General features: G+C 68.2%; 13 protein-coding genes. 7 read left to right on the top strand and 6 right to left on the bottom strand.

The genetic code is table 11. The annotated features are described in order from the left end of the window. Positions 1-338 precede the first annotated feature (338 nt). From QH195_RS05690 to QH195_RS05665, 6 genes are read right to left on the bottom strand one after another with little or no spacing between them, the layout of a single operon-like run. Positions 339-1,709 (bottom strand): phosphotransferase family protein, encoded by a 1,371-nt coding sequence (locus tag QH195_RS05690; RefSeq protein ID WP_280434571.1) that lies wholly within the window; start codon positions 1,707-1,709, stop codon positions 339-341. Beyond that, entirely contained in the window at positions 1,700-2,878 is a 1,179-nt protein-coding gene (locus tag QH195_RS05685) for an acyl-CoA dehydrogenase family protein (RefSeq protein ID WP_280434570.1), read from the bottom strand. Before QH195_RS05685 ends, QH195_RS05690 begins: the two co-directional genes overlap by 10 nt. Next, complete coding sequence (locus QH195_RS05680) at positions 2,875-3,255, bottom strand: nuclear transport factor 2 family protein (protein ID WP_280434569.1); 381 nt, start codon at positions 3,253-3,255, stop codon at positions 2,875-2,877. The genes QH195_RS05685 and QH195_RS05680 overlap by 4 nt, the downstream gene beginning before the upstream one ends. Before the next feature lie 49 nt (positions 3,256-3,304). Beyond that, entirely contained in the window at positions 3,305-4,225 is a 921-nt protein-coding gene (locus tag QH195_RS05675) for a hydroxymethylglutaryl-CoA lyase (RefSeq protein WP_280434568.1), read from the bottom strand. Next, positions 4,222-5,481 carry a CaiB/BaiF CoA transferase family protein gene (locus tag QH195_RS05670; protein WP_280434567.1) on the bottom strand — a complete coding sequence of 420 codons (1,260 nt, stop codon included), beginning with the start codon at positions 5,479-5,481 and terminating at the stop codon, positions 4,222-4,224. Before QH195_RS05670 ends, QH195_RS05675 begins: the two co-directional genes overlap by 4 nt. A gap of 34 nt (positions 5,482-5,515) precedes the next feature. After that, positions 5,516-6,148: a TetR/AcrR family transcriptional regulator gene (locus tag QH195_RS05665; protein ID WP_280434566.1), complete on the bottom strand. Its 633-nt coding sequence runs from the start codon at positions 6,146-6,148 to the stop codon at positions 5,516-5,518. A 107-nt stretch (positions 6,149-6,255) separates the two neighbouring features. Here QH195_RS05665 and QH195_RS05660 point away from each other — a divergent pair, with 107 nt between their 5' ends. The 7 genes from QH195_RS05660 to QH195_RS05630 all read left to right on the top strand — a co-directional run. Then, positions 6,256-6,822, top strand: a complete 567-nt coding sequence (locus QH195_RS05660) for a VOC family protein (RefSeq protein WP_280434565.1) — start codon at positions 6,256-6,258, stop codon at positions 6,820-6,822. A gap of 18 nt (positions 6,823-6,840) precedes the next feature. After that, entirely contained in the window at positions 6,841-7,479 is a 639-nt protein-coding gene (locus tag QH195_RS05655) for a carboxymuconolactone decarboxylase family protein (RefSeq protein ID WP_280434564.1), read from the top strand. Between the two features lie 197 nt (positions 7,480-7,676). Continuing rightward, complete coding sequence (locus tag QH195_RS05650) at positions 7,677-8,075, top strand: DUF4870 domain-containing protein (RefSeq protein ID WP_280434563.1); 399 nt, start codon at positions 7,677-7,679, stop codon at positions 8,073-8,075. A gap of 335 nt (positions 8,076-8,410) precedes the next feature. Next, complete coding sequence (locus QH195_RS05645; RefSeq protein ID WP_280434562.1) at positions 8,411-8,692, top strand: acyl carrier protein; 282 nt, start codon at positions 8,411-8,413, stop codon at positions 8,690-8,692. After that, the gene (locus QH195_RS05640) at positions 8,689-9,804 is read left to right on the top strand and encodes an acyl-CoA dehydrogenase family protein (protein ID WP_280434561.1); all 1,116 of its coding nucleotides are present in this window, start codon (positions 8,689-8,691) and stop codon (positions 9,802-9,804) included. The genes QH195_RS05645 and QH195_RS05640 overlap by 4 nt, the downstream gene beginning before the upstream one ends. Next, positions 9,801-10,787: a 3-oxoacyl-ACP synthase gene (locus QH195_RS05635; RefSeq protein ID WP_280434560.1), complete on the top strand. Its 987-nt coding sequence runs from the start codon at positions 9,801-9,803 to the stop codon at positions 10,785-10,787. The genes QH195_RS05640 and QH195_RS05635 overlap by 4 nt, the downstream gene beginning before the upstream one ends. Then, a partial coding sequence (locus tag QH195_RS05630) for an HAD-IIIC family phosphatase (protein WP_280434559.1) occupies positions 10,784-12,125 on the top strand: 1,342 nt, incomplete at its 3' end. The genes QH195_RS05635 and QH195_RS05630, both read left to right, overlap by 4 nt.

The following is a 12,125-nucleotide window of genomic DNA, read 5'->3' as shown; positions in this document are numbered from 1 at the left end:
CCCCCCCCCCCCCCCCCCCCCCCCCCTCGCTGTACGGAGATCCAGTGCACGGGCAGAGGAACGGCTCGGTGACGAACTACCCGGCGCGGTTCCACTACGGTCGTCACAACACTCTTGATGAGGCGAATGCCTTCTGTGCAGTTCCGCGCCCGACCGCGGCGTCGAGTGCGCCGCCCGGTTCGGCCAGTCGGCCTCGTATGCGGTGCCGGATTTTCGGAGGGCATGTTCATGGGGCCGGGTACGGGAATATGCCCGGTACAAACTTCCTTGTCGCCGTACGGCGATGCGCCGCCGGAGGGATCCCGATCGGGGACGCCCGGCGGCGGGCGTGGGCCGGATCAGCCGAGCCGGCGCGGATTCGCCACCTGCAATCTCGCCTCGACAGCGGCGGTCACCGTACTGCGGACCCGTTCGTCCGCGACCGAGAGTGCACCCGAACGGAGCCGTTCGGCCAGGGTCGCTTCGGACGGGCAGTCGAGGGCGCGCAGCATCTCGTGCAACCGTTCCGTGGGTCCGGAACCGGCTCGTAGCTCCCGGCCACCGATCTGGAGCAGGGAAGCACAGATACGCAGGAGATAGCGTTGCGCGGCGGCGTCCTCCCGCAGGGCGGGGCCGATCTCTCCGGTGAGTATTTCCGTGACGAGCTCCAGGATCTCGGTGAGATCCGGACGGTCGTGGACGGTGGACGCTGGGGTGTGTGGTGCGCTGTCGCCGGGAATGTTCTCGACCAGGCCGAGAACATCGAGCAGGTCGTACTCGGATTCACAGACCCGGCGGCCGATGGCAGCCAGCTCGAGCGAATGTTCGGCGCCACCGAGATGGCGTTCGGCCTGGAACCGGCTCAGCACCAGCCATTTCAGTGTGCCGAACACTTCCCACCAATGCAGTTCGGCCGCCGACGGCCGGACGCCGGTGGCACGCCGGTAGCCGTCGAGGAGCTGATCGCGGGTGCCGAGCCCACCCACCGGTGCCGCCGCGCCGAAACGCCATGCTCGAACGCAGAGCCAGCCCAGATCTTCGATCGGGTTGCCGAGATGGGCCAGTTCCCAATCCAATACGCCACGGATGCCGTCCGCGTCGATGAGCAGGTTTCCCAGCCGGAAGTCGCCGTGCACGAGGCCCGCCGGTCGATCGGGTGGCCGGTTGTCCCGTAGCCACCGCAGGCCGATCTCCACGGCCGGTCGTGGTTCGGCCAGGTCACGATAGGTTTTCTCGATGGCGTCCAGCGGGTCGCGGTCGTCCAGTGCGGTGAGCGTCGCCACCGGCGTGCGATGCACCAGACCCAGCACGTAACCGAAGTCCTCGGCGAGATGGGTACGGACGGAGGCGAAATGGGGATCGCGTTGTAGCCTACGCGGGAGCGCCTCGCCGGGAACGGTGTTCATCACCAGGTACGGGGCATCGATTCCGGGCGCGGTGTCGCCGGAGGCGAGAACCTCGGGCACCGGCACGCCGGCCGCCGCGGCGGCGCGCAGACACGCCACTTCGGCCCGCATCCGATCGATCTCACCCCGGCCGGGCGGATCCCGGCGCAGCACAGCGCTGATCTCGCTGCCTGCCGAATCGGTGGCACGCACGGCGTATATCTCGCGGCTGGCGCCACCGGTGAGCCGGCGCACCTCGGCGCCGGTGAGTTCGGTGCCGGTGGCGGCGGCGAGGACGGCACGTACTCCGGCGGCGAGGGTGTCCGCCGGCGACGTCACAGCCATGGTGCGGCCCCGGGGTCGCGCAGCAGGCGCCGAGCGGTGGACATCCGGTGCACCTCGTCGGGGCCGTCGTAAACGCGCGCGTACCGGGCCTGCCGGTACATCCGCTCGAGCGGAGTATCGGCGGTGAGGCCGAGTGCGCCGTGAACCTGGATGGCGCGGTCGATGACGTCGTGCAGCATCCGGGCGCCCCAGAACTTCACCAGGCCGACGCGTACGCGGTAGTCCGCTCCGGCATCCATCGCCCGCGCGGCGTCGAGGGTCATGAGGCGCGCCGCGTGGATCTGGGCGGCGGATTCGGCGATATAGCGGTGGATCTCGCCCTTCTCCGCGAGTAGCGACCCGTGCGCGAAACGGGCGTTGGCGCGGTCGCACATCAGCTCGTAGGCGCGCTGGGCCTGGCCGAGCCACCGCATACCGTGGAAGATCCGGCCGGCGCCGAGCCGGTCCTGGGCCACCGCGAAGCCTTTACCGCGTTCGCCGAGCAGATAGTCCAAGGGGACGCGGACATCGGTGAGGCGGATCTCGTAATGATCACTGGGGTCGTGCCCCATCGTCGGGATCGAGCGCACGATCTCGAAACCCGGCGTATCCGACGGCACGATGATCGCGCTGATCCGGGCATGCCGGGGCGCGCTGTCGGGCTCGGTGCGGGCGAACACGGTGCAGAACGCCGCCTGTTCCGCACCGGTGGTGAACCATTTGTGCCCGTTGATCACCCAGCTGTCGCCGTCGGGTACGGCGCGAGTCTCGATCAGCGTCGGGTCCGAGCCCGCGACCTCGGGTTCGGTGAGCCCGACCGACGGCAGGATATCCCCGGACACCAGTCCGGGGATCCAGCGTCGCCGCTGATCCTCGGTGCCGTGCAGATGCAGCATGATCGTGTCCTGCATCGTGACCGAGCCGACCGCGAGCTGCCCGAACTCGGAGCGGCCGATGATCTCGTTGAGGTAGACGAAGTCGAGGAACGCCAGACCGCCACCGCCGACCTCGGCGGGATGGCCGAGTGCCCAGAGGCCGAGTTCCTTCGCTCGTGCGCGCAGACCGGCGAGAGTGTCGCGGGCGGAGTCGTCGTCGCGGACGAGTACCGGTTCGCTGGCGATGACCTCGTCGTCGATGAACCCGCGCATCCGCGCGGTGAGATCGGTGATCCGGCTGTCCATCGTCGTCATTCCTTCCGGCCGGCGATTTCGCGCAGCGGCCGGGTTGCCGCCGAGTCGACGTATTCGTCGATCCGGGTGATGCGCTCGTCGCGGACCTCGACGAACAGGCACGCCGCTACCTCGAGCGGCCCGTATCCCGCTAGTTCGCCACGCAGAACGTGCTGCTGAGCGAAGCCGGCGGGCAGCGGATACCGGCGGATGTCCTCGTAGCGCATATCCACGAGGGTGCGCGAAAGCCAGCGCAGGACCCGCAGATTCTCGGTAACGGTTTCCTCGGCGCCCTTGTCGTTGTGCCAGATTCGGGCGTCGGGAGCATACAGCTCGGTCAGGGTCGCTTCATCGCCCGCGCTGACGGCGGCGAAGAAACGATCGGCGAGATCGTTCATCGGATGTCCTCTTCTTTCGGCGGAACCGGTGGCGTGACCCCGGTGGTGTTCAGCGTCCGGGGGCGAACGAGGGAATCAGGCGACCACCGGCGCGGAGGAGATTGCTGTCGGCGGCCCGGCCCAGCAGATCGGCGGCGACCCTCGCGGCGGTGAGGGTCGCGGGCAGGTCGATACCGGTGGTGATACCGGTGTCTTCGAACAGGTAGACCAGTTCCTCGGTGGCGATATTGCCGCCGGCACCCGGCGCGAAGGGGCATCCACCGAAACCTCCGGCAGCCGCGTCGAATCGACGGATCCCGTGCAGATAACCCGACCACGCGTTGGCCAGGCCCTGTCCCCGGGTGTTGTGCAGGTGCAATCCGATTTCCGCTCCGGGAACCGCGGCGCGCACGAGGTCGACGACTTCGGCGGTCCGGTGCGGGGTCGCGGTGCCGACGGTATCGGCGACGGAAAGACTGTCGGCGCCGGCCGCCCGGGCGCGCGCCGCGATCTCGGCGACCCGGTGCGGCGGGGTCGGTCCGTCGAAGGGGCAGTCGAAGGCGATCGCGATGATCACCTCCAGTTCGCCCCCCGCGCCGTGCACCCTCTCCGCGACAGGGGCGACGAGTGCGATCGACTCTTCGCTGGTGCGACCGACATTGGCGATGCTGTGCCCGTCGGAGGCCGACACCACGTACTCGAGCCGCGTCATACCCGCGGCGAGCGCCCGCCGGACCCCGCCGAGTCCGGCGACCAGGGCCGAGAACTCCACGTCCGGCCAGCGGTACAACTCGGCCGCCACCAGTTCCGCATCGGCGAGCGCCGGAACAGCACGCGCAGATACGAACGAGGTGACCTCGATTCGGCCGACTCCGGTGGCGGCCAGCGCCGCGATCAACCGGAGTTTGGCATCGGTCGGAATCGGTGCCTCGATCTGGAGGCCGTCGCGCGGCCCGACCTCGCGGATATCGACCGGCGCCGGTGGGGTCATGCGATCGTTCCCTGCGCACGCAGTTCGCCGAGACGGTCCGGGGTGTAGCCGAGGATTTCGCCGAGGACCTCGTCGGTGTGCGCACCCGGGCGGCGGGGGCCGCCCCAGCGGACACCGCCCGGTGTCTCGCTCAACCTGGGGACCACACCGACACCTTTCACCGGTACCGGGTCGTATCCGGGATCGGTGGGCCGGACCGAGGGGTCGCGGTGATCGACGAAGAGGTCACGCGCGAGAAACTGCGGATCGGCCATCACTTCGGCGACTGTGTTGACCGGTCCGGCCACGACACCGGCCGCAGTCAACAGGTCGATGAGTTCGGTTGCGGTGAACTCCGCCGCCCACGCCGCGATGATCTCGTCGAGTTCGTCCTGGTTACGGCCGCGTGCGGTGTGGTCGATATAGCGCGGATCCGTCGCGAGTTCCGGCCGGTCCATAGCTGCCGCCAGCCGCCTGAACACGGTGTCCTGGTTGGCCGCGATGATGACCCACAGGCCGTCCTTCGCCCGGTACAGGTTCGAGGGTGCGATACGGTCCAGCCGGGTCCCCGAGGGCTGCCTGATATGCCCGGTCTTGTGGTAATCGGGCACGGTGGACTCCTGGATCGCCAGGGATGCCTCGGTGAGTGCCGCGTCGACGATCTGCCCGCGGCCGGTGCGTTCCCGCACCAGCAGGGCGGCCAGCACACCCTGGAACGCGAACATCCCGGCGAGGCTGTCGCCCAGCGACAGGGCGATGCGGGGCGGCGCCTGACCCGGAAAACCGTTCAGATAGCGGAGCCCGCTGACGCCCTCGGCGACCGAGGCGTAGCCCGGCCGGGAGGCATAGGGGCCGGTTTGGCCGTAGCCCGATACCCGGGCGAGTACGAGTCCGGGCGAGACCGTGGTCAACACGTCGTAGCCGATTCCCCAGCGCTCCAACGTCCCCGGCCGGAAGCTTTCCACCACCACATCGGCGGTGCGGACCAGCTCCAGAAAGATCTCACGGCCCGCGTCGGTCCGCAGATCGATTCCGACGCACCGTTTGTTGCGGGCATGGACCGTCCAGAAATACTGGTGGCCGCCTTCGGCCTGGCCCCATTCGCGCAGCGGGTCCGGCCGGTCCGGGGCTTCGATCTTGACGACGTCCGCGCCGAGGTCGCCGAGCAGCCGGCCGCAGTAGGGGCCCGCGATGAGGGTGCCCAGTTCCAGGACGCGATAGCCCTCGAGTGGCCCACGCGGCGGTGCGTCCGCGCCCGATCGCGAATCCGTTGTCATTGTGTGCCTCCTCGAGACGGCAGAGCTGCGCCGGTCAGGGCTTTCGGTTGAGCTGGAGCGCGCCGACGCACATCTGATCGAGCGTCGCCAGCAATGCTTCTTCGTCGGCGTCCTCGCCCTGGATCAGCCACAGGTACAAGGTGTGGTCCACCATGGCGGACATGGCGCGGGCAGCCAACTCGGGGTCGAGACCGGCGGGTACCAGGCCTTCGGACTGCCAACGGGCGATCGCCCGGGCCGTGCGGTCGATCAGCTGGCGGCGGTGCTCGTGCCGCAGCAGCCGGAACTCCTCGTTGAAGGTCGCGACCTGTTCGATGATCGCCATCATGGGTGCGTTGCGCCGGTATGCCTGGTAGTAGGACCGGTTCGAGGCGATCAGGCGTTCGGCGGGGGAGAGATCGGCCGCCGCGGGCTCGCGGCGATGCATATCCTCGAACAGCCGGTTGCTCAGCTCTCCGAAGACATCGTCCTTCGATTCGAAATACCGGTAGAAGGTGCCGTACGAGACGCCGGCCTCCTGGGCGATCAGTTCCACCCGCGCATCGAGGAAACCGACCGATTCGAAGACGCGACGTGCCGCGTCCAGCAGAGCGTCACGCGTCTTGCGTCCCCGCGGGGTCAGGGTGTCGACCGAGGCGGGGGAACTGTTGACAGATGACTTCGCCACAGGACAGACTATTCCTGAAGCTGACATGACTGTCAAGTCATGTTCTGGCGGTGTCGACTGCCGATACGGCCGGTTGCGCGCCATTCTCGTCCATTGGAAGGATTGCTGTGAACGCCACCAACCCGAGGTACGAACTACACGGAATCAACCATCTGGCGCTGGTGTGCTCCGATATGCGCCGGACCATCGACTTCTACACGGGCGTACTCGGTATGCCGCTGATCAAGACCATCGAACTGCCCGGAGACCTGGGACAGCACTTCTTCTTCGACTGCGGTAACGGCAATACGCTCGCCTTCTTCTGGCTCGCCGACGCCCCCGACGCGGCACCGGGACTGGCGGCACCCAAGGGCCTGCCCGACGCCGGCGAACTCGTGAGCGCGGTCGGCTCGATGAACCACGTCGCCTTCGCCGTCCCGCCGGAGAAGTTCGACGAGTACTACGAGCAGGTGCGGGCCGCGGGGATCGAGGTCAGCCGCGTGCTCAATCACGACGACAGCCGCGCCGGAGTCTCCCGGGAGGTGCACCCGGGTACCTTCGTGCGCTCCTTCTATTTCCAGGACCCCGACGGCGTACTGCTCGAATTCGCCTGCTGGACGCGCACCTTCACCGAAGACGATATTGCACACGAACCGAAGACCGCCGCCGACCGCCGCGTCCCCGCAGCTCACTGAACCGAAAGGAGCGCCACCGTGCCCAGATTGCGTGAAGTACCCCGTGCCGAAGTCACCGACGAGCGGATCCTGTTCTACTACGACCGCCTCTTCGGGCCGGACAAGGACCCGGCCGTCGACCACGGCACCATCCATGCCACCCCCGGTGACTGGTGGACGGTATTCGCCCAGTCGCCCGACGTGTTCCGGCACGCTGTCCGAGGTTTCGCCGTCTACCGCAATGCGACGCTGGACCCGGCCTTGCGCGAACTCGGTCAGAGCCGCGCCGGTTTCGCGCGCGGCAGTCAGTTCGTTTTCTCGCAGCATTGCAAGCAGATGCGGTCGCTCGGAGTCCCCGAGGAAAAGATCACGGCCATCCCGCATTGGCAGGTCAGCGATATGTTCACCCCACTGGAACGAGCCGTGCTGGCCTACACCGACGCGCTCGTCTACGACGGTGGCCGAGTATCCGACGAGGTGTTCGCGGTACTGCGGGATGCGTTGAGCGATAAAGAAATTCTCGAACTCACCTACATCACCACGCTGTACGACATGCATGCGACGATCTGCCGGGCGCTGCGCCTCGAATACGACGATCGGCCGGAGCAGATCGAAGAGGTGCAGTTGCCGGAAGGCGTGGAGGCCGGGGATCTCTCCGCGGACCTGTCCGGGGCCTGAGCCGGGGCGCGGCTGCACCGAAACCGATCGTTGATTCGCGGCGTATCGATTTCGGTCTCCCCAGGTCGCACGAGCATGCTCGGGCGGCAACCAGGACGGACCACGTCGAGTGTCACGGTCGCCGGCTCGCCCGCGACCTGTGGGTTCGTGCCGAAACCTGGGATCGGTAGGTGGCGCATGCGGCATCTACTTACCGCATGACATCCACTCAACCTCCCGCAAACGAGCCGCGGCCCGCCGGCATGGACAAGAAGACCAGCGCGATCCTGTCCTACGCACTGGGGTGGCTCACCGGAATCGTCTTCCTGTTCGTGGGCAAGAACGATCCCGATGTGAAATTCCACGCCTCGCAATCGATCGTCTTCTTCGGTGCGGTCTCGGTGGTCGATATTGTTCTGAGCATCACCGGCTCGCTCCTCGGAGCCCTGGGGATCATCTTCGGCCTCGCCGGACTCGCGGTCGCGGTCTTCGCGGTCGTCGTCTGGATCATGGCCATGGTCCGGGCGAACAACGCCGGCGGTGTTCGTGTAGAGCTTCCCTTGGTCGGAAAATTCATTGCTCCATATGCCGATCGGCTGGCCGACTCGGTCGAGTAGCGCCATATTCGAAGTCCCGAGATGGATTTCGTGATCGAGAGTTCTGTCACCCATTGCCCGGCGGTCAGGTGTGGCAGTCCGGAGGTCAGCGGCCCGAGGCAGCCTCGGGCCGCTGATCTCCGCGCGGAACATCCGTCATCCGACGGATGTGGCCTCGGCCGAGTGGGAAGAGCGTGAAGTCCTTTCGATGGGACCGCCACTCCGCCGACGTGGCACGACGCCCACGACACCCAAGACGTGAACAGTTGCTCGGCGGGCGCGCCGAAGCACCGATTTCTACTGCCCCGATGAATACTGTCTTGAGGCTCCGAAACGGGCCGTGGTCGGATCAGTTCGTGCAGCAACCAGTCCCGCCCGGTGATACCGGAACCGACCTCGCCCTCGAGGAACAACTGCGCCGATATCTGAGCGCGATGACCGGGTCCGACGTGCGTCCCGAGGACGATATCTTCGAGCTCGGATTGGTGAATTCCCTGCGCGCGCTGGAAATCGTCGCCCATGTGGAACAGACGTTCGGTCTCACGGTGGAAGTCGAGGATCTGGATCTCGACAACTTCCGCACCGCCGGGCGGCTGGCCCGCTTCGTGGCGCGCAAACAGGCGGCCGGGCAGCGGTGATCGATATCGCGGAGCTCGAGGCGGCGGCTCGCGCGCACGCCGCGGAATGGGATCGGACGGGTCTGCCCACGGAGGTCATCGTGCTCGCGGCCGGGGCGGGGCTCCTCGGCCCGGACCGTTCGCGCGACTGGGGCGGGCACGGCCTGGACGCATACGAACTGGGCGAACTCGCGTCCCGGCTCGGCGCGCTGTGTACATCGCTGCGGAGCCTGCTCACCGTCGGCGCCATGGTGAGTGCCGCCGTGGACCGCTGGGCCACCGCCGAACAGCGCGCCTACTGGCTGCCGCGGCTGGTGTCGGGCGAACTCGTCGCCGGCCTGGCCGCCACCGAACCCGGCGCCGGGACCGAACTCGGCAGCGTGGCAACGGCCTTCGAAGATCACGGGACCGAGTTCAGGGTCTCCGGGCGCAAACTGTGGGTGAGTTTCGGCGAGGTGGCCGATGTGCTGCTGGTACTCGGCCGAGCCGACGGCGGACTGCTGAGTGCTCTCGTTCGCACCGATCAGCCCGGGGTGAGCGTGGAACCCGTCACCGGCCAGCTCGGTATGCGTGGCGCCCGGATCGCGCATATCACCCTGGACGGGGCCCGCGTCCCACGTGATCAGCTCATCGGGCCGCCGGGCTTCGGTCTCAGTCATGTGCTCGGCACCGCGCTGGACCACGGCCGGTACACCGTCGCCTGGGGATGTGCCGGGATGGCGCGCACCTGCCTGCACGAGGCGGCACGGTACGCGGCCGAACGTACCCAGGGCGGAACCCGGCTCGCGGAGCACGCGACGATCCGGGCGGCCCTGGGCCGGGGATGGGTCGATATCCGGAGTGCGCGGGCACTCTGTGAGTCCGCTGCCCGCGCCCGCGCCGCCGCCGATCCGGAAACCGTGATGGTCACCCTCGCCGCCAAATACGCCGCCGCGCAAACGGCTGCGCGGGTCGGTGCGGAAGCGGTACAGATACTCGGCGCCGCCGGCTGCGCGGCGGACAGTATCGTGCAGCGATTCGCCCGCGACGCCGCGGTCGCCCAGATCATCGAGGGCTCCCGCGATATCGCCGAACTGCACCTGGGCGAGCAACTGCTGACCCTGGTGGCCCGGGAGACCGGTGATCTCGCATGATCGGGATCGGACCTGTCGCCCGCTGGTTCCCGGAACAGGAGATCCGGATCCCGGATCTGCCCGAGCTCGCCGGGTTGCCGTCCAGGCAACGTGAGCATGCGCTGTCCCTCGGAATCGAACGGGTGCGCTGCGCCGGCGCGAGGACCGAGGTGGATCTGGCCGTTCCCGCCGCGCAGGCAGCGCTCACGCAGGCCGGACTCGATCCGGCCGCACTCGACGCGTTGATTCTCGTGCAGGGCCGGGCACCGCAGTACCTGCTGGCCTCCGAGGCCACCCGGCTCCAGCACCGGCTGGGAGCCGCTCGCGCCTTTGTCACCGGAGTCGGTGAACTGGGCTGTGTTTCGGTTTCGGCGGCCCTGCGGATGGCCGCCGCGCTGCTCCGCGGTGATCCGCGCTGCCGGACTGTTCTGGTGGTTGCCGCCGCCCGCACCGCGACGCCCGCCCGCTATCGCAGCCCGATGACCGTTCTCGGTGACGGTGCGGCAGCGGTCCTGGTGACCGCCACCGCCACCGGCAGCCGCTACGAACTGGTCGATATCGCGGTGCGCAGCGACGGCCGCTATGCCGATCTGTTCCGGATCGACTACCGCGACGTTCCCGGTGAGCGCTGGATCGAGGAATGTGCCGACGAAGCGATGTACAGCTTCCGGCTCGCGGTCGACAGCAGTAAGCGGTTCGCCGCGCTCAATGCCGAACTCCTGGCGCACAACGGGATACTGGCCGAGGATATTTCGGCGTATCTGATGCAGAACCTGTCCGCCGGTGCGTTCGCGTTCTGGTCGGAATCCCTCGGCCGGCCGATCCATCCCGGCTGCTCGGCCAACCTGGCTCGCTACGGGCACCTCGGGCCGGTGGACGTGCTGATCAACCTGGACGATGCCGCGGCGACCCTGCCGCCGGGCGCCGCGGCGCTGCTGTTGAACAGCAGCCCGGTGGCGGCCTGGAGTACGGCGATACTGCGCAGAACGGATGTGGAAGTATGACCCATCGCGCCGAGCCGGTGAAATGCCTGATCTGGGACCTCGACGATACGGTATGGCACGGGGTCGTACTGGAAAACGACTGTCCCACACCGACTCCCGAGGCCTTGCGGGCGCTGCGAGTCCTCGACGAACGCGGAATCCTGCACGCCGTCGCCAGCCGGGGTGAACTGGCGGTCGCGACCGCACAGTTGCGGCAGCACGGGATCGAGGAGCTGTTCTCCGCGATCCAGGTGGGCTGGGGGCCGAAATCCACCGCGGTACGCGCCGTCGCGGAATCGCTGAACATCGGCCTGGAATCGATCGCGTTCGTGGACAACGACCCGGTAGAACGCGCCGAGGTCGCCGCCGCGATCCCGCAGGTGCGGACCTATCCGGCCGAACACGTGGCCGAGTTGCCGGAACTGGCGGAGTTCATCCCCGAGGTGATCACGGCGGAGGCCCGGCAGCGACGTGACTACTACCGCGCCGAACGGGCCCGGCGCACCTGCGAAAACGAATACGCCGGCTCCGATGCCGATTTCCTCGCCTCGCTCGACCTCGTGCTGACGGTGCGGCGCGCCACCGCGGCGGATCTGGACCGGGCGCACGAACTGACCGTCCGCACTCATCAGCTCAACACCACCGGCCGCACCTTCGATCTGGCCGAACTCCGCGACCTGAGCGGATCACCCGATCACGAGGTGCTCGTCGCGGACCTCGCGGACCGTTTCGGTGGGTACGGGACGGTCGGCCTGGCGGTGACGCAGCGCCGGGGACCGGATTCGGTGCTGCTGCTGACCCTGATGTCGTGCCGGGTCATGTCGCGTGGGGTGGGCGGTCCGTTCATCCGGTTCCTCACCGAGCGCGCACGTGGTGCGGGGTTGCGGCCGACGGCGGAGTTCGTGCCCACGCCGGTCAACCGGGTCATGCTGGTGACGTTGCGATTCGCCGGGTTCGCAGTGGCCGCCACCGAAGGTGATCTCATCCTGCTGGCCCATGACCCGGAACACCGGTTTCCGGCCGGAGCACATGTCCGGGTGGTGTACGAGATGGCGGCAGCTGAGCTCCCGGACGCGTTGTTCGGCCAGGTCCGGCGGGTGCCGGACCGTCCGGCAGTGGTGGTCGGTGACCGCAGCGTGACCTATCGCGAACTCGACGAGCGCACCACCGCGCTGGCCCGGCGGCTGGTCGCCGCGGGCATCCGGCCGGGGACGGTGGTGCTGGTTCATCTGCCGCAGAGCCTGGACGCCGTGCTCGCGGCGCTGGCGGTGCTGCGAGCGGGCGGCGCGTGGTGGCTCGCGGAGCCGGACGGTGCGGTCGCCACCGTGGGCGCGGTGGCGGACGATCTGGCCTGTGCGG

The organism is Nocardia carnea, from assembly GCF_029868855.1.
Lineage (GTDB): Bacteria > Actinomycetota > Actinomycetes > Mycobacteriales > Mycobacteriaceae > Nocardia > Nocardia carnea_A.
The sequence above is the reverse complement of the archived record's forward strand: the minus strand, read 5'-3'. Positions and strand labels throughout refer to the sequence as shown.